The organism is Exiguobacterium sp. KKT215 (genome assembly GCF_055635335.1).
Map to the genome: position 1 here is coordinate 1,729,617 of NZ_CM145756.1, position 18,324 is coordinate 1,747,940.

Genomic DNA, 18,324 nt, shown 5'->3' on the forward strand with positions numbered 1-18,324 from the left:
TAACTCAATGAATTATTTTACTGTTTTCATGAACTCTTCGAACTCAGCGTCAGTCGCTGGAGCCGTGATGTCTCCGTCGATCAACTGTGTGCGGTACTCTTCAACTTTTGTGAGGACGTCAGCTGCAACGTTCTCATCAGATGTTTCAGCAATCCCTACTCCATCGTCTTTCAAAGAGAACTCAACGATTTCGCCTGCAGGGAATTTATCTTCCATTGCAAGTTTCGATACTTCGTAAGTAGCCGTGTCAACACGTTTGACCATTGAAGTAAGCGTTACGTTTTCTGGAAGACCCTCTTCGTATTGGTCACGGTCAACACCGATGACCCATACATCTTCGCCGTTCTTCTTACGGTTTTTCGCTTCTGTGAATACCCCTACCCCAGTACCGCCTGCTGCGTGATACACGATATCAGAACCTGCTCCGTACATACCTGAAGCGATTGCTGTACCTTTTTCAGCTGAGTTGAAGTCTTCAGCGTACTTCACGTCAATTGTTGCATCCGGGTTAACGGCCATGACGCCAGCTTTATAACCGTTCTCGAACTTCTTGATCAAGTCAGACTCAACGCCACCGACGAATCCAACTTTGTCAGTTTTCGTAGTGAGACCAGCGACAACACCGACGAGGAACGAACCTTCTTGCTCTTTGAACGTGATTGATGCGACGTTCGGTGCATCAACGACCATGTCGACGATTGCGAAGTTGTTGTCTGGGAACTGCTCAGCAACTTTTTGGATGTCTTCGCCCATCAAGAAGCCGATTCCGTAAATCAAGTTGAAGTTATCGCGTGCCAATTGTTGCAAGTTAGGCTGATAATCCGCTTGTTTTGAAGATTGAAGATATTTGAAGCCTTCGTTCTCAGTCAAGCTGTTGTCTTTCCCGAACTTCGTAAGACCTTCCCAAGCTGATTGGTTGAACGATTTATCATCGACACCGCCAGTATCGGTTACCATGGCTACTTTAAAGTCGCTGCCTTCGCCGCCGCCTTCGCCGTTTGAAGCACCTTCATTGTCATCCCCGCCACATGCTGCGAGTACTGTTGAGAGTGTGAGACCTGCTGCTAAAGCTGAGAGAATCGTTTTTTTCTTGTTCATCGTCGTGTTTCCCCTTTCGGATCATAACAATTAAGGTTGTCATGTCATCAGTAGTCTTTACACCGGTATAAGAAAGCGCTTTCACGCTGTTCCCCAAAAATAACCGTTTCCGGATAAAACGAACGTGCTTAGACGCGTTTGCGAACGACGTGGAAGTCGAAGCGGTCCGCTCGGAAAAAGTTCGCCGAATCGAGCAGCGGTAAGTCGCTCTCATCGTAATGCAATTGCTTTAATGCCAGTAACGGTTGGTCCGTTTGAAGTTGCGTCGAGATTTCCGCGTTCACACTCGGTTCGATGTGCGTGATCGCATAAGCGACCCGACGTCCTACCTCTTGTTCGAGCGCATCAAACAACGACTTACCTTCCGTCAACGCTTTAGGATTCGAGACGAGGTGGGCCGGAATTTTATCGACACAGTATACAACTGGTGTCTCGTCTGCATAACGAATCCGGACGATCCGATAAATCGGCGAGTTCGGTTCGATTTTCAGACGCTCAGCTTCTCTCTCGGTCGCTAGAACCTTTTCGGCCACCAATACTTTCGTTCCTGGTGTCATCTTGGCGCGCATGATCATGTCCGTGACACTGAACAGTTCTTCAATCCCTGAAGTGAACGGGGGTTTTGAACTGATAAATGTTCCGACGCCATGTTTCCGCACGACAAATTTCTCGTCTTCGAGGATACGAAGGGCTTCCCGGAGTGTCGCTCGACTGACTCCTAGTTGCTTCGACAACTCGAACTCTGAAGGAAGTTTCTCTCCTTCACGATAGACACCATCGTCGATATCTTGCTTGATTTTCTCAATCACGCGAAGATAGAGCAAGCGATGATCGAGCTTGATCGACATGGGCCTCACCACCTTTACCTATTCTAACCAGTGCTCAGACATCTGACGTATGAATGTCCTTGCCAATATTAAGTATAGGGATTCGAGAATTAGAACGCAATACTTTTTGTTCGGAATCAGGGAAATATTTTAAAGTGAAGGGATTATGTATACCTCTTAGTCTATATTACCTGTTGTGAAGCCGTTTGAAAAGAAAACGTAAAATGTAAACGGTATTAAAAAATGAAAGCGGTTCAACGATTTTAGTAGTATGTCTTAATGTCTCGAATAGGTCAGATGTGCTATATTAGTTCGTCCCAACATGACGTCGACCTCGATCATCACGTTTGAACCGGATTTTCTGAAATTATATAAAAAACGAACGATTAGGATTTTTTATACCTAATCGTTCGTTTTAATGTTTACCCCTCTGGTTGGTTAATGAGCACTTTCCGCGGCTTTGAGCCTTCTGACGGCCCGACATATCCAGCCTGTTCGAGCGAATCGATCAATCGGGCGGCTCGATTATAACCGATGCGGAATCTTCGTTGAATCATCGAAGTGGAAGCCGTCTCTTGCGTCAAGATGAATTGAACGACTTCTTCAAACAATGAATCGTCCGAGTCGATCGTCGTGACTTCCTCTTCTTTCGGCATCATCGCCTCGACATACTGGGCCCGTTGTTGGGCGATGACGTGATTGACGACCGTCTCGACTTCTTGATCCGAGACGAACGCACCTTGGACACGAATCGGTTTGTTCATCCCGTTGGCGAGCATGAGCATGTCACCCCGTCCGAGCAGCTTTTCCGCACCGCCGCCGTCAAGAATCGTCCGGGAATCCGTTTGCGACGAGACCGCGAACGCGATCCGTGACGGGATGTTCGCTTTGATGACACCGGTGATGACATCGACCGATGGACGCTGCGTGGCAAGTACCATATGAATGCCGGCTGCCCGAGCCATCTGGGCGAGACGCATAATCGCGTCCTCGACGTCGTTCGAGGCGACCATCATCAAGTCGGCGAGCTCATCGACGATGACGACGATGAACGGCAGACGCTTCGCGTCCTCGTCGTCCGACTTATCGACGAGTTCGTTATAACCTTCGATGTTCCGGACTCCGTAGCGGCTGAACAGCTCATAGCGCCGCTCCATCTCGGCGACGACTTGTTTGAGCGCTTGGGCCGCTTTCTTCGGATCCGTCACGACCGGCGTCAATAAGTGTGGGACACCATTATAGACGTTCAACTCGACCATTTTCGGGTCAATCATCATGAGCCGGACCTCATCAGGACGCGTCCGCATCAAGAGCGACACGATCATTCCGTTGATGCAGACCGATTTGCCCGAACCAGTCGAACCGGCGACGAGCAAATGCGGCATCTTGTTCAAGGCGATCGTCACCGTCTCACCGCTGATGCTGCGGCCCAATGCGACGAGGAGCGGCGACTGTTCCCGCTTGACCGGATCGGCTTCGAGCACTTCACGGAGACAGACCGGGGCCACTTCCTGGTTCGGCACTTCAATCCCGATGGCTGCTTTGCCCGGGATCGGTGCCTCGATGCGGATATCTTTCGCCGCGAGCGCGAGGGCAAGATCGTCACTGAGCGAGGTGATGCGGCTCACTTTGACCCCGATATCCGGTTGCAGTTCATACTTCGTCACGGTGGGACCGAGATGAATCTTCAATACTTTCACGCCGACGCCGAACGATTTGAGCGTTTGGACGAGTTTTGTCGCATTCGCTTTCAAGCGGGCGTTCTCGCCGGACAAATCGGTCACGACCGGTTCACTGAGAATGGTGAACGTCGGAAGCTCATACGTATCAGATACATCCTGTGACGCCGTCATCATCATATCCTCGGTCGGCAGGTCGGCCACTTCTTCCGACGGGGCCGACTCCTCCGATTTCGGACGTTTCTCGGCGACGACTTTCTCGCTGAACCCGACGATTGGGATATCATGCATCGTCACCGCATCCGCCTCAGGCTCCGCTTCGGCAGGTGTCGATTCCACGACCTTCACCGGGGCCGGGACAGCCTTCTGACGCTTCACAGGGGCCGGTTTGACCCGTTCCCGGTCGTGCCACTCTTGTTTGATGGCCGTGCCCGTCTCAAGCAGCCGCGAACCCATCGTCCGCCAAATCGTTGGCGACAACAGGGAAATCCCGACAATCATGCAGAGGGCGCCTAAAAAGACGATCCCGAAGTCAGAGAGCAAGTATTGGTTGAGTCGATAGAGCGCCCCGTTGACCTCGCCTCGTTCGGCCCCCCATACCAAGTCCCCGAACATGAGAAACGACGTGAACAACAATAGAATCCCGGTCCGTTGCATCGGACGAAACTCATTTAAGAAGACGAGCAACGTGAACGCGATTGCCAAATACGTCAGTGCCCCCCAGCCCCCGAACAACGTCGTCGCGAGAAGCGACGTCTGATTGCCGACCCATCCGAAATCGAACAGGGAAAAGATGAAGGCCGTAATCGACAGGACGAAGGCGATCCAGCCATATGTACGCAGTGGGATGGGCTGTTTTTTCACACGTCTCGTCGTCGGTCGCTTCCGCTTCACCGGAGTTTTTCTCGTTTTTTGTGCCACCTTAGATTCCTCCTAAAAAAACAAGGCAAAAGTCTGATGACTTTTGCCTTAATCTCAATTCTTTAAATCTCCATGATGATCGGCAAGATCATCGGACGACGTTTCGTCTGCTCGTACAAATAGACGCTGAGCCGTTCGCGGATATTTGATTTCAATTCGGTCCAATCACTTCCAGCTTGGAGACTCTTCTCAATCTGTTTCGTGACGATGCGGTTCGCTTCTGAAATCATCTCTTCCGATTCACGCATATAGACGAATCCACGCGAGATGAGTTCAGGTCCTGAAATCAATTTCTTCTGTTTCCGGTTCAACGTGACGACACAGAGAACGACACCGTCTTGTGACAAGAGACGACGGTCACGGAGCACGATATTCCCGACGTCCCCGACACCGATTCCGTCGATTAAGACGTTTCCAGCCGGCACTTTGCGGCTCATCCGGGCTTTGCGGCCCGTGAACTCGACGACATCCCCTTTTTCAACGATGAAGATGTTGTTCGACTTCACACCGACTTGCTCGGCGAGTTTCGAGTGGGCCATCTGCATCCGGTACTCCCCGTGAATCGGGAGGAAGTACTTCGGTTTGACGAGGTTCAACATGAGCTTGAGCTCTTCGGCCGAACCGTGTCCAGAGACGTGTACTTTGCGTTGGTTATAGATGACGTTGGCGCCTGAGCGGAAGAGCAAATCAATCGTCTTCGAGACCGACTTCTCGTTCCCCGGAATCGGCGTCGCCGCGATGACGACCGTATCGTTCAGGCGGATGTTCACTTGTTTATGGGCGTTGCGCGCCATGCGCGTCAAGGCCGCCATCGGCTCACCTTGCGAACCAGTCGTCAAGATGACGACTTTGTTGTCAGGCAAGCGATTCACTTGTGAAAGCTCGACGAGCGTCTTCGGCTTGAAGCGCAAGTAGTTTAGCTTCTGGGCCACTTCGACGATATTGACCATGCTGCGGCCGACGACGGCCACTTTACGGTCGTTCGCTTCGGCTGCCGCGAACACTTGTTGCAGACGGTGCACGTTCGAGGCGAATGACGCGACGATGACGCGGCCTTCGGCTTGATAGATGACGTCGTTCAACTCGGCACCGACGAGCGATTCCGAACCGGTTTGACCCGGACGTTCCGCGTTCGTCGAATCCGACAAGAGGCAAAGGACGCCCCGTTGGCCGATGGCCGCCAACTTGTTGAAGTCTGACTGTTTCCCATCGACCGGTGTGTAGTCAAACTTGAAGTCGCCCGTGTGAACGATGGCGCCTTGTGACGTTTGGATACAGACCCCGACACAATCCGGGATCGAGTGGTTGACGCGGAAGAAAGTGATGAAATGATCAGCGATAGTCAATTTCGTTTTGGCGTCAATCAATCGGAGGTCGACTTCTTTCAATAAGCCAGCCTCTTTCAATTTGAGCTCGATTAAACCGAGCGTCAATTTCGTCCCATATACGGGAACGTGTTTCAAATCACGGAGTACGTAGCTGAGTCCACCGATATGGTCTTCGTGACCGTGTGTGATGAAAATCGCGCGTACCCGATCTTTATTTTCTTTCAAATACGTAATGTCCGGGATGACGATATCAATCCCGAGCATCTCATCGCCTGGGAACATAAGGCCGGCATCGATGACGAAGATGTCGTCGTCTAGTTCCACGACGTACATGTTCTTCCCGATTTCGCCTACGCCTCCAAGCGCAAAGACGCTAACGTTCTCTGTCTTCTTCTTTGACACTAACAAAAACCTCCTAGATGTTGCATATTCTGTTTCGTCCACTTATCGCTACTGAATATTGTATCGGAAAACTGCTGATATGCCAACATTTCCGTTCAATCGACGAGAGGTTTCATCACATCGGCAAGCGGCATCGTCGCTTTGTCATCCGGACGTTTCCCGGAAGCGAGCTGACGAATCGACAAACCGAAGTCCATTTGTAAGTGTGGGTAATCCGGAAAACTTCTCCAATCCCCGCCCCATTCGAAGCCGAGCGCCTTGCCGAGCTCCCCTAGTTCTTGCCAATCCGGTTCATCCGACCGATTATGGTCCGACTCCAAATCATAGTCGGCGCGGTTGTTGTGAATGATGACGAAGTCGACGGCAAGGCCATAGTTATGGTAGCTCTCACCTGCTTTGGCGTTCGTCACGACTTGACCTGGTTTCGAACGACCTTGGGCGTACAGGGCGTTCTGCTCATCGGCTGAACGGTATCCTGACGTCAGGCGAACCTCGAGACCGAGGCACGAATAGGCTAGCCGTACGAACGATTCACTCCGCTCCCGTACGTGCGGATGCAGTTTGGCGAACGCCTTCTCGCTACGCTCGACGATGACCGCTTCCGAGCGCGAGTTGCGCTCACACATCCCCGCCTCGAACGTCGGTTCATCGACCCATGGCATCGGCCCCGGACGTGACAACGTATACGCTAAAAAGATTCCGACTAAAAAAGCCGTCATCGCGAACGTCAAGACGCCGGTCCATTTCATCGGCGCAACCGTTTACGGAGTCCTTTGACGAGCGGTAATCCTGTTTCAAGGGCGAAATAGAGCGGACGATTCAAGACGAGATCGAACTCGCCAACCTTCTCGATCATATCGCTACCCCAACCTGATTTGAACGCATACAGACCCGCATACTCATCATCGGCGTCGGTGCTGCCCGATACGCCACCGAAATCATAGTGTTCGGCCCCGCTCGCTTTGGCCGCTTGCATCATCGTCCATTGCATGAGGTGGTTCGGCATGAAGTCACGGAACTCGTTCGAAGACGCACCGTACAAGTAATACGAGCGTCGGCCGGCTAACGTCAACAGACCGCCCGATAAGACGAGCCCGTTCGGGTACTTGTCGTGCAACTCGTTCAGTTCCGGCAACGCAGCTTTAATCTTTTCAATCTGTTCGCCCGTCTGCTTTTGACGGTTCAACAGACTTGTCCGTTTCTTCTCGACCGTCTCCGTCTCGAGGGAACGTTCAATCTTGCCGAGGTCACGTTCGGCTTTTTCGAGCGTGGCCATCTGTTGGTCGAGCGCGAGCTTCGGTTCGAGTTTCGTCAAGAACAGACGCGCGTCCCCTGGCTGCAGGCAATCGTATAAGTTCTCGAAGTAATCAAGGCCGCGGATGGCAAAGCCGTCCCGCTCGCCTGTCACTTTCATCAACTCCGCGAACGTCTGGAGACCATCGCGACCGACTTCCGTGCAGACGATTCCTTTTCGTTCTGCCAAACGCACGTTATAGCGGAACTTATGATGAAACTTGCCAAAAATCTCTTTCTCGCTCGGACGCAAGTCCGTCTCCATCGTGAACCGAGGCTGGGCGTAATCGAACCCGCCGCCGTATCCTTTATGGTTAAAACCGAGGCTAGCCATTTCCGTCAACAGGCCTGGCACTTCGTCTCGGTCGATATTTGGATCGATTTTCACGGTAATCGCTTTATTCTCATTGGCGACCCGTTTCGCTTCTTCGGTCAACGCGGTCAACGAAGCCACATCGTCATAGTCGACGACGAAACCGCGCGGCGCGTAGCAAAGCGTGAACGGGAGTTTAGGTACGCGTTTGAACAAGAGTAATGCGACCCCGCTCGTCACACCATTGGTCGCGACGGCGATCCGCTCGGCGAACCAGCCGTTTTGTCGTTTGACGTTGGCCCAACTTGAGAGTTGAAGCAAATCCCCACGGTCATGTGTTTTGACGAACTCGTCATGCTCTTTTTCTGTCAAGGTGATCGGTTGTACTGCCATAAATCATGATTCCTCCGTCTTCAAAATTGTCGCTCGGACGATCGCTTCTTCATCTAGCGGAATTTTCTCATTGCCAATGATTTGATATTTCTCATGTCCTTTGCCGGCCAGGACGACGATGTTATCGGACTCGGCCAATTTGGCCGCGTAGCGGACCGCCTCTTCGCGGTCCCCGATCTCAACGAAATTGTCGTGGGTCATCCCGGCAGCGATGCCGCTCGTGATTGAGTCGTAGGCTTCAAAGCGTGGATCGTCCGTCGTGATGACGACCGTTCCCGCATACTTCGAGGCCATCTCTCCCATCGTCGGCCGCTTCGTAACGTCACGATTTCCGCCTGTCCCGATTAAGAATACAATCTTCTCTTTCGGCACGCCGACGAGCGACTTCAAGCATTGCTCGATGCCGTCGGGCGTGTGGGCGTAATCCGCATAAACGTTATAGCCCGGCACATCGAGGCGTTGCATCCGCCCTTTGGCCGGATGGATCGCTTCGAGCGCCTGGACGATTTCGGGCAAGCGATAGCCTGCCGCGAGCAGGCAACCTGTCGCGAGCAAGATGTTATACACGTTGAAGCGGCCGATGAATTGAACCGTCAACGGATGGCGTTCGCCTTGATAGTTGAGGCAAAAGCTCGTCTCTGACAGCGTCTGAACGATATCTGATGCCGTCACGTCTGCCATCGCGTCAATCGCATAAGTAATTACTCGCGCCCCTGTCATCGTCTCATACAGCTTGCTGTACGGGTCGTCTGCGTTCAGTACGGCGACCTTGTGACGTGACGCCATCTGTCCGAGTTGTGCGAACAGTAGGCCTTTCGCTCGCGCATAGTTCTCGAACGTACCGTGGAAATCGAGATGGTCGTGCGTCAAGTTCGTGAATCCGACGATATCAAAGTCCGTCCCGATGACACGGCCGAGTTCGAGTCCGTGCGATGACACTTCCATCATCACATCGGTCACGCCTTCTGCGTGCATCCGGGCGAGCAGCTGTTGCAGCTCCGAGCTTTGCGGTGTCGTATTTTTACTTGGAACGACCGTATCGTTAATGCGGACCTCGACCGTGCCGATCAATCCGGTGCTATGACCGAGCTCGGTGAGGACGTCGCGCAAAATCGTCGTTGTCGTCGTCTTGCCGTTCGTCCCCGTGATCCCGAACAGACGCATCTGTTCAGACGGATACTGATAGAACGCCGACGCTAAGAGGCCGACCGATCGTGTGCTGTCGCGCACGATTAAGTTCGGTACGCTTAACGAGAGCGGACGCTCGCTGACGACGGCTACGGCCCCTTTGCTGACCGCCAATTCGGCATAGTCATGGCCGTCGACCGTATAGCCTTTGATGGCGACGAACAGCGTCCCAGGGACGACTTCTCTCGAGTCGGTCGTCACATGGGTCACTGGGATGGCTTGTAAGTTTGGTTGATTAATCAATTGAATGTGTTTAGCTAAATCCGTTAAGTTCAAGTCTTTCCCTTCTTTCACCTGTTCCTGTCCAAAGTAAAGAATACCTCTTAATCAGTGTAGAGAACTTACAATTCGGTTTCAAGTCAGTCTTCGGACGGAAGGACATAAGATTTGGCAGGGGCGTGGCTGAGCACCTCTCTGATTAAGGCGTTGACACCATGCACATCGATGCGATCGATTTTATCGAGCACCTCGTTCAAGTCCTCGACATCGTCGAGCAGGACGAGGTTTCGACCGTTTCGGTTCATGCGGGCACTCGTACTCTCATTCCCGAGGACGAGCGACCCTTTCAATTGGCGCTTGCCTTTCTCGACTTCCTCGTCGGACAATCCGTCCGCGATCAACGTCTCGAGTTCGCGCGTCATAATCGTCTCGACTTGGGCGAGCGTATCCGGAGATGTCCCGATATAGATGGTGAACGTCCCGTGGTCATCGAACGTCGTGTAGTACGAGTAAATCGAGTATGCCAGCCCCTCTTCTTCTCGAATCGACTGGAAAAGACGTGATGACATCGTGGCCCCGATGGCATTGTTCATCAAGGCCAAATGCGGCAGACGGTCAGCTTTGGCGGCAATCGCCTCAAAGTTCCAACAGAGGTGTGCTTGCTCTGTCTCTTTCTGTTTTTTCATCACGTCACTGTATAAAATCGGAGTCGTCGATTCTTTCGGAGATTCCCCTGATGGGAGGTCGGCAAACCTTGTCTTGACCGCCTCAATCAATTCATCGGTCACATGCCCGGCGATTGAAACGACGACACGATTGCCCGTGTACGTCGAAGCGACGTAACGGAGCAGTTGGTCCCGCGATAGGCTGAGGACGCTCGCTTCCGTCCCGAGAATCGGTTCGGCAAGGATGTCGTCCTTATAGACGGCTTTCGCGAGCAGCTCGTGGACGAGGTCTTCCGGTGTGTCCTCATACATTTTAATCTCTTCTAAGACGACCCGCTTCTCTTTCTCGAGCTCCGTCTCATCAAATAACGAATCGAACAGCATGTCGGCAAGCGCATCGAACGCGATGACCGCGTGCTCGTCAAGCGTCTTCACGTAATAGCACGTATGATCTTTCGACGTGAACGCGTTGACGCTACCCCCGAGCTCATCGAAGAACGACGCGATTTCTTTTGCCGTTCGCGTCTTCGTCCCTTTAAATAACATATGTTCAATCAAATGGCTGATGCCAATCTCGGTCATGTCTTCGGTCCGAGTTCCGGCTTTGATAAAGACACCGGTCGACGTGCTACGGACATCCGCCATCGGCTCAATCACGATGCGGACGCCGTTGTCTAATGTGATCCATTCCATGTTATCACTCCTATGAAAAAGGCCATCGCACCAGACGATGGCCATCATGATTAGTTTGTCGAGCGTGGCGGACGACGGTCTCCGTCACGACGCGGCGGACGGCTGTCACGTGGTGGACGGCTTTCGCGCTGCGCTTTACGTTTTGCTTCGTATGCTTCACGTTCTTCCGGTGATAATCCTTCAAGGATGAGCACTTTGTGTGAGGCATTGACTCGGCCTTTGTCGTCAATCTCTGTCACACGGACTTTGATTGTATCGCCGAGTTTAACGACGTCTTCCACGTTCGCGACACGCTCTAAGCTGAACTCAGAGACGTGGACGAGCGCGTCTTTCCCTTTGAACAATTCGACGAACGCGCCGAACTTCTCGATGCGGCGGACCGTTGCATCGAACTCTTCGCCGACGACGACTTCACGGACGATGTCGCCGATGAGGGCCATCGCCATATCGATGCCATCTTGATCGGTCGACGCGATGAAGACCGTTCCGTCTTGCTCGATATCGATTTTGACGCCCGTTTGGTCGATGATGCTGTTAATCATCTTCCCGCCCGGTCCAATCACATCGCGGATCTTATCCGGATTGATCGTCATCGTCACGATTTTCGGTGCATACTTCGACAACTGCGGACGCGGTGCGTCGAGCGTCTCAAGCATATGATTCAAGATGTGGAGACGGCCTGAACGTGCTTGTTCGAGTGCCTCTTCCAAAATCTCACGCGTGATTCCGGCGATTTTGATATCCATTTGGAGCGCCGTGATCCCGTCTTTCGTTCCAGCGACTTTGAAGTCCATGTCACCGAGGTGATCTTCGAGTCCTTGGATGTCCGTGAGAACCGTGTAATGTTCGCCTTCCATGATGAGACCCATCGCAATCCCGGCAACCGGTGCCTTGATTGGAACCCCTGCATCCATGAGAGCGAGTGTCGAGCCACAGATTGACGCCTGTGAACTTGAACCGTTCGACTCGAGTACTTCCGAGACGAGACGAATCGTGTACGGGAAGTCGGCTTCTTTCGGGATGACCGGGAGCAACGCACGTTCTCCGAGAGCACCGTGACCAATTTCACGACGACCTGGCGCACGCACCGGACGAGCTTCTCCGACCGAGAACGGCGGGAAGTTGTAATGGTGCATGAAGCGCTTGTTCTCTTCGAGACCGATGCCGTCGATGATTTGAGCATCTCCGATGACGCCGAGTGTCGCCACCGACATGACTTGTGTTTGTCCACGTGTGAACAACCCAACGCCGTGGGCGCGTGGCAATAAGCCCGTTTCCGACGCAAGTGGACGGATGACTTCCGGGCGACGACCGTCCGGACGAACTTTATCGACCGTGATGAGACGGCGAACTTCATCTTTGACAAATTTGTTCAAGATGCCAGACACTTCTTTCAACTTGGCCGGCTCGTCGACGAGGCGCTCTTCGTAGATGGCGACGTACTTGGCAATCACTTCGTTGATTGCTGCATCACGCGCATGCTTCTCTTCGACTTGAACCGCAGCGTTGATTTCTGGACGAGCTGCTTCGAGCTCAGCCGTCAAGGCGTCATCAAATTTCGACACCGTGTATTCGAACTTCGGTTTCCCGACAGCTTCGACGATTTCCGTTTGGAAAGCGACCAATTTCTTGATTTCTTCATGACCGAACAAGATTGACTCGAGCATGACGTCTTCCGGTACTTCGTTGGCGCCTGCTTCAACCATGTTGATTGCAGTTGCCGTTCCGGCGACTTGGAGTTCGAGGTCTGTCTGTTCGAGCTGAGCCGTCGTCGGGTTGACAACGAACTCACCGTTGACGCGTCCGACTGTCGCACCGGCGATCGGGCCATCGAACGGGATGTCTGAAATCGAGAGTGCGATTGACGTTCCGAGCATACCAGCCATCTCAGCTGGGCAGTCCGGGTCGTTCGACATGACGTAAATCATCACTTGGATATCATGACGGAAGCCATCCGGGAAAAGCGGACGGATCGGACGGTCGATGAGGCGCGATGTCAAAATCGCGTTCTCCCCAGGACGACCTTCCCGACGGAGGAAACCTCCTGGAATTTTACCGACCGAGTATAATTTTTCTTCATAGTTGACCGTGAGCGGGAAGAAATCTAAATCCTTCGGCGCTTTCGATGCTGTGACCGTGGCGAGCACGACCGTGTCCCCATAACGGACGAGTGCCGAGCCGTTTGCTTGTTTCGCAAGTTGCCCGACTTCTACAGACAGCGGACGCCCGCCCCATTCTGTAGAAAATACTTGTTTCGTACCTAACATGAACATTCTCCTCTCAAACCTTATCTAGTTTATTATGTAACTCATTCATATGAATGTCTAATGATTTTCCTCCTAAAAAAGAAGAAACGGACTAGGAACAAGTGTCCCAGCCCGTCACATGGTCCGTTCGGATTAACGACGGAGACCAAGGCGTTGAATCAATTCACGGTAACGTGTAACGTCCTTGTTACGAAGGTACGTAAGCAAGTTACGGCGACGTCCAACCATTTTCAAAAGACCGCGACGTGAGTGGTGGTCTTTCTTGTGTGTACGAAGATGATCGTTTAAAGTGTTGATTTGTTCAGTCAATACTGCAACTTGAACTTCCGGTGAACCAGTGTCACCTTGTTTTGTCGCGTATTCCGCGATGATTTCGTTCTTACGTTCTTTTGAGAGTGCCATTGCCTCTCCACCTCCATTTAATAGAAAATTGCCGCGTTGCCGAGCCGACGTTGGTGAATCGATCAGCCAAGCGAAGCGGTGTACTTTGCGTACCAAAATAGGATACCGTACCACCCATCCAAAGTCAAGACAGGATTGCCCGAGCTGCCGTCTCATCTTGCTTGAGTTGGGCGATGAGCGAGTCGAGTCCGTCGAACGCCCGCTCGTCCCGTAAATAGTGCATCCATTCGATTTCGATCAATTGTCCGTATAAATCTTCCGAGAAGTCGAACAAGTGGCTCTCGATTGAGACGTCACCGGTCGCATAGAACGTCGGCCGCCGACCGACGTTCGTCATCGCGTCGAACGTCCGACCGTCCTGAAGCCGTACACGCGTCGCGTAGACGCCTAGACGCGGCATGACATACGATGCGTCCATGACGACGTTCGCCGTCGGGTAGCCGATCGTCCGGCCTCGGGCGTCACCGTGGATGACTTCCCCGCAGATAACGTACGGCGTACCGAGCAATTCGCTCGCCACATCGACATCACCGGCACCGAGCAACTGACGAATCCGCGTCGACGACACTTTTTCGCCGCCGCTCGTCTGTTCGGCGACGACCGAGGTCGTGAAGCGACCGCGCGCATGATACGGTAGCGTTTCCATCGTCCCCTCGCCGAATTTACCGTACGAGTAGTCAAAACCTGCCGTCACATGGACCGCACCGGCACCAATCAAATAGTCATCCACGAACTGTTGTGGCGACAGGCTCGCCAACTCTTTCGTGAACGTGATGACGATGCACCGTTCGACACCGAGTGCGGCAATCCGGTTCAATTTCCGCTGGAGCGGTGTGATGTAACGGACCGCATCCGGTTTGTTCGATAACACTTGTTTCGGGTGCGGGTCGAACGTGATGACGGTCACGGGCACGTCAAGCTGTTTTGCTTGCGCCTGCGCATGCCGAATCACGGCCTGATGTCCGGTGTGGACGCCGTCAAAAAATCCGAGCACCATGACCGAAGGGACCAGGTCTGGTGTCTCAGGATACGTCAGATGGATCGTTTCCATACTTCAATCTCCCCTTTAGTCGATAGTCAACATGACCTCGACAGTTGCGTCTGTTGTTCCGTCAAGCCGTCGATAGAGGGCAAGTGGAATTCCTTCTTCATTATAGACAGTAAACAGTTCAAATTCGAGCGAGACGTCGTTCAAACGACCTCCGTTTCGAATATACCGTTCTCGATTGGCTGGAATCGTCATGGCAGGCCAACGTTTGATGACCTCTTCGAGCGGGATGAGGTGGTTCATTCGTTCCTCGACCGTCTCGAGGTCGGCCAGTTGCTGCAACGTGACGGCGGCCGTTTCCTCAAACGAACCAGACCGGGTCCGCCGCAAGTCGCTCATATGGGCCGGATAGCCGAGCTGCTCCCCGATTTGAACGGCGAGCGTCCGGATGAACGTCCCTTTGCCACACTCGACGTCGACACGGAAACGGCAGACACCGTCTTCGATGACCGGCTCATTCGTCCGGACGAGGCGATGAATCTCGACAATGCGGCGCGGTCGGTCCACCGTCTGACCTTTTCGGGCGTATTCGTACAATTTCTTACCGTTCACTTTGACAGCAGAGAAGTAAGGCGGGATTTGCTCGATTTTTCCTGTCAGCTTCTCAAGGACACGATCGATGTCCGCAGCGGTGAACGCCTCGGGACCGACTTCACGCGTCTCGACGACCTCGCCATGGGCGTCCTCCGTCATCGTCGCTGTTCCGATTGTAATCTCGGCGGCGTACCGTTTGCCTTCATCGGTCAGAAAACGAGACAACTTTGTCGCCCGTCCGAGGCAAATCGGTAGGACACCGGTCACTTCCGGGTCAAGCGTGCCGGTATGTCCGACTTTTTTCGTTTGGAACAATTTACGGAGCTTGAACACACAGTCGTGGCTCGTCATGCCGCTGTCTTTATCTAAAATCAATACGCCAGTTGGTTCCATCTGAATTCCTCCCATCAAAAAAGGGGAGACGCGAGTCCCCCCTTCAATTTATTGGTCGTTCCGATTTAAGTCACGAATCAATGAATCGATATGGCTACCATATGCGACCGATGAATCGTATTCGAACGACAATTCTGGCGTTTTCCGAAGACGGATGCGGCTCCCGATCTCGCGGCGAATAAATGCGCTCGCCTTATCAAGACCAGCTTGCGTTTCAGCCTTCACCGTGGCGTCGTCTCCGAGCACCGTGTAGTAGGCTGTCGCTTGCTGCAAGTCTCCCGTCACATCAACGCTCGTGATTGTAGCGTTCTTCGTACGTGGGTCGTTGACTTCACGGAGCAAGATATCTGTAATCTCTTTACGCATCTGCTCTGCGACGCGTTGGGCACGAATGTTCATACGTGTTCCCTCCTCGCTTTATTTACGTTCGACTTCTTTCATGATGAACGCTTCAATAACGTCCTCCACTTTGATGTCGTCGAACTTCTCTACTTTAATCCCACACTCGTAACCTGTCGCGACTTCTTTGACGTCGTCTTTGAAGCGGCGAAGCGTATCGAGTTTTCCTTCGTACACAACAATCCCGTTACGGATGATGCGGACGCCGGCGTCGCGTGAGATTTTACCTTCTGTGACGTAACAGCCGGCAATCGTACCGACTTTCGAGACTTTAAAGACGTCACGGACTTCAACTTGTCCTGTGATTTCTTCAACGAACTCAGGGTCGAGCATCCCTTTCATCGCGCTTTCGATTTCATCGATTGCGTTATAGATGATGCGGTGCAGACGCATTTCAACATGCTCTTGCTCGGCCATCGACCGGGCGTTACCATCTGGGCGAACGTTGAATCCGATGATGATCGCATTTGCCGCCGAAGCGAGAATGACGTCACCTTCTGTGATTGCACCGACACCTTGGTGGACGATGTTGATTTTAACGCCTGCGACGTCGATTTTACGGAGTGAACCAGCGAGTGCTTCAGCCGAACCTTGAACGTCTGCTTTGATGATGACGTTCAAATCTTTGACTTCGCCTTCTTGAATGCGGCTGAACAAGTCATCAAGACTAACTTTAGCCGATTCGCGACGCTGTGATTCGAGGTAACGTTGGTAACGTTTTTCTCCGATTGCACGTGCTTTCTTCTCATCTTCAAACACGATGAACTGGTCACCCGCTTGTGGGACATCGTTCAATCCTGTAATTTCGATTGGCGTCGATGGACCGACTTCTTTCACACGACGACCGATATCGTTGACCATGGCCCGGACGCGTCCGAACGTGCTACCGACGACGATTGAGTCACCGATTCGGAGTGTCCCGTGTTGAACGAGAAGCGTGGCGACAGGACCGCGGCCTTTGTCGAGCTTCGCTTCGATGACCGAACCGCGAGCTGGCATTTTAGGCGTCGACTTGTACTCTTCGACTTCAGAAACGAGCAAGATCATCTCGAGCAACTCATCGATTCCTTCGTCTTTCAAAGCTGAGATCGGTACGAAAATCGTTTCGCCGCCCCACTCTTCCGGTACAAGACCGAACTCTGTCAATTCTTGTTTGACGCGGTCAGGGTTTGCGCCTTCTTTATCCATTTTGTTCACAGCGACGATAATCGGCACGTTTGCCGCTTTCGCATGTGAGATGGCTTCTTCTGTCTGTGGCATGACGCCGTCATCCGCTGCGACAACGATAATCGCGATATCCGTCACTTCGGCTCCACGAGCACGCATCGTCGTAAAGGCGGCGTGACCTGGTGTGTCGAGGAACGTGATCTTTTTATCGTTGACTTCAACTTGATAAGCACCGATGTGCTGCGTGATTCCGCCGGCTTCACCAGCAACGACTTTCGTGTTGCGGATCGAGTCAAGAAGTGTTGTCTTACCGTGGTCGACGTGACCCATGATTGTGACGACAGCTGGACGCTCAACAAGCTCATACTCAGAGAAGTCGATTTCTACTTCTTCAAAGTCCGTCTCATCGATGAGTACTTCTTTCTCCACTTCATAACCGAATTCAGTTGCAAGCAACTCAATCGTCTCGTCATCAAGTGTTTGGTTGATTGTCGCCATGACACCAAGACCCATCAACTTCATGATGATCTCGTTTGGCTTTTTATCCATCTTCGCAGCGAGGTCCGATACGCTGAGGACATCATCGTACTTGATGACGTTGCCCATTTCAGACTCTTGCGCTAAACGAGCTGCTTTACGCTGACTCGTTTTCGAATTTGGATCCGCTTCTAATGGCACGGCTGCTTTCGCAGGCTTGCCTTTGAATTTACCACCGCGCTTTTTGTTGCGGTTGTCGTTGCGGTTGTTGCCGAAACGGTTGCCACCACGGTTGCCCGCTTGGTTGCTTTGACCGCCAGACGCTTGTGGGCGTGCTTTCGGTGCTTCTTGCTTGGCAGCAGGTTTCGCGTCAGCCGGTTTTGACTCGGCAGACTTCGTTTCAGCTGGTTTCGTTGCAGCTGGCTTTTCTTGCTTGTCAGCCGAACGGTATTTCTCAGGATTGAAGACACGGTCGAGTTGCTTGACCGACTCCTCATCTAAGACAGCCATGTGGTTTTTCACTGGCTTGTTCATTTTCTCGAGCTGAGTAATGACTTGTTTACTTGTTACATTCTGTTCTTTTGCAAATTCATAGACGCGTTTTCCCAAAGCATCCAC

At 52.6% G+C, this 18,324-nt stretch carries 14 protein-coding genes; all 14 read right to left on the reverse strand.

All coding sequences use genetic code 11. From position 1 onward, the window contains the following. Window positions 1-12: 12 nt before the first annotated feature. Window positions 13-1,098, reverse strand: coding sequence for a BMP family lipoprotein (locus tag ACZ2GZ_RS09015; RefSeq protein WP_021067172.1), 1,086 nt, complete (start codon window positions 1,096-1,098; stop codon window positions 13-15). 128 nt (window positions 1,099-1,226) lie between these two features. Next, window positions 1,227-1,946, reverse strand: coding sequence for a GntR family transcriptional regulator (locus tag ACZ2GZ_RS09020; protein WP_021067171.1), 720 nt, complete (start codon window positions 1,944-1,946; stop codon window positions 1,227-1,229). 401 nt (window positions 1,947-2,347) lie between these two features. Beyond that, window positions 2,348-4,525, reverse strand: coding sequence for a DNA translocase FtsK (locus ACZ2GZ_RS09025; protein WP_214713779.1), 2,178 nt, complete (start codon window positions 4,523-4,525; stop codon window positions 2,348-2,350). 62 nt (window positions 4,526-4,587) lie between these two features. Further along, on the reverse strand, window positions 4,588-6,255 hold the full coding sequence (locus ACZ2GZ_RS09030) for a ribonuclease J (RefSeq protein WP_021067169.1): 1,668 nt from the start codon (window positions 6,253-6,255) through the stop codon (window positions 4,588-4,590). A gap of 95 nt (window positions 6,256-6,350) precedes the next feature. Beyond that, entirely contained in the window at window positions 6,351-7,004 is a 654-nt protein-coding gene (locus tag ACZ2GZ_RS09035; protein WP_021067168.1) for a M15 family metallopeptidase, read from the reverse strand. Continuing rightward, entirely contained in the window at window positions 7,001-8,254 is a 1,254-nt protein-coding gene (locus ACZ2GZ_RS09040; RefSeq protein WP_214713781.1) for a lipid II:glycine glycyltransferase FemX, read from the reverse strand. Before ACZ2GZ_RS09040 ends, ACZ2GZ_RS09035 begins: the two co-directional genes overlap by 4 nt. 3 nt (window positions 8,255-8,257) lie before the next feature. Next, on the reverse strand, window positions 8,258-9,718 hold the full coding sequence (locus ACZ2GZ_RS09045) for a UDP-N-acetylmuramoyl-L-alanyl-D-glutamate--2,6-diaminopimelate ligase (RefSeq protein ID WP_031200186.1): 1,461 nt from the start codon (window positions 9,716-9,718) through the stop codon (window positions 8,258-8,260). Window positions 9,719-9,801: 83 nt separating this feature from the next. Then, window positions 9,802-11,019, reverse strand: coding sequence for a M16 family metallopeptidase (locus tag ACZ2GZ_RS09050; protein ID WP_214713783.1), 1,218 nt, complete (start codon window positions 11,017-11,019; stop codon window positions 9,802-9,804). Window positions 11,020-11,069: 50 nt separating this feature from the next. Continuing rightward, window positions 11,070-13,286 carry a polyribonucleotide nucleotidyltransferase gene (gene pnp / locus ACZ2GZ_RS09055; protein WP_021067164.1) on the reverse strand — a complete coding sequence of 739 codons (2,217 nt, stop codon included), beginning with the start codon at window positions 13,284-13,286 and terminating at the stop codon, window positions 11,070-11,072. A gap of 132 nt (window positions 13,287-13,418) precedes the next feature. Continuing rightward, on the reverse strand, window positions 13,419-13,688 hold the full coding sequence (rpsO, locus tag ACZ2GZ_RS09060) for a 30S ribosomal protein S15 (RefSeq protein WP_015881433.1): 270 nt from the start codon (window positions 13,686-13,688) through the stop codon (window positions 13,419-13,421). 124 nt (window positions 13,689-13,812) lie between these two features. Continuing rightward, entirely contained in the window at window positions 13,813-14,739 is a 927-nt protein-coding gene (locus ACZ2GZ_RS09065; RefSeq protein WP_021067163.1) for a bifunctional riboflavin kinase/FAD synthetase, read from the reverse strand. 15 nt (window positions 14,740-14,754) lie between these two features. Beyond that, complete coding sequence (truB, locus tag ACZ2GZ_RS09070) at window positions 14,755-15,663, reverse strand: tRNA pseudouridine(55) synthase TruB (protein WP_058763392.1); 909 nt, start codon at window positions 15,661-15,663, stop codon at window positions 14,755-14,757. 48 nt (window positions 15,664-15,711) lie between these two features. After that, window positions 15,712-16,062: a 30S ribosome-binding factor RbfA gene (gene rbfA / locus ACZ2GZ_RS09075; RefSeq protein ID WP_021067161.1), complete on the reverse strand. Its 351-nt coding sequence runs from the start codon at window positions 16,060-16,062 to the stop codon at window positions 15,712-15,714. An 18-nt stretch (window positions 16,063-16,080) separates the two neighbouring features. Then, a complete protein-coding gene (gene infB, locus ACZ2GZ_RS09080) occupies window positions 16,081-18,315 on the reverse strand; it encodes a translation initiation factor IF-2 (protein ID WP_021067160.1) in 2,235 nt (744 codons plus the stop codon). Between the last annotated feature and the right edge of the window lie 9 nt (window positions 18,316-18,324).

Coding starts and splice junctions, on each gene's coding strand:
- rpsO (WP_015881433.1), bottom strand. CDS start 13,688: ATGGCACTCTCAAAAGAACGTAAGAACGAAATCATCGCGGAATACGCG.
- ACZ2GZ_RS09035 (WP_021067168.1), bottom strand. CDS start 7,004: ATGAAATGGACCGGCGTCTTGACGTTCGCGATGACGGCTTTTTTAGTC.
- ACZ2GZ_RS09015 (WP_021067172.1), bottom strand. CDS start 1,098: ATGAACAAGAAAAAAACGATTCTCTCAGCTTTAGCAGCAGGTCTCACA.
- ACZ2GZ_RS09050 (WP_214713783.1), bottom strand. CDS start 11,019: ATGGAATGGATCACATTAGACAACGGCGTCCGCATCGTGATTGAGCCG.
- pnp (WP_021067164.1), bottom strand. CDS start 13,286: ATGTTAGGTACGAAACAAGTATTTTCTACAGAATGGGGCGGGCGTCCG.
- truB (WP_058763392.1), bottom strand. CDS start 15,663: ATGGAACCAACTGGCGTATTGATTTTAGATAAAGACAGCGGCATGACG.
- ACZ2GZ_RS09065 (WP_021067163.1), bottom strand. CDS start 14,739: ATGGAAACGATCCATCTGACGTATCCTGAGACACCAGACCTGGTCCCT.
- ACZ2GZ_RS09040 (WP_214713781.1), bottom strand. CDS start 8,254: ATGGCAGTACAACCGATCACCTTGACAGAAAAAGAGCATGACGAGTTC.
- ACZ2GZ_RS09020 (WP_021067171.1), bottom strand. CDS start 1,946: ATGTCGATCAAGCTCGATCATCGCTTGCTCTATCTTCGCGTGATTGAG.
- rbfA (WP_021067161.1), bottom strand. CDS start 16,062: ATGAACATTCGTGCCCAACGCGTCGCAGAGCAGATGCGTAAAGAGATT.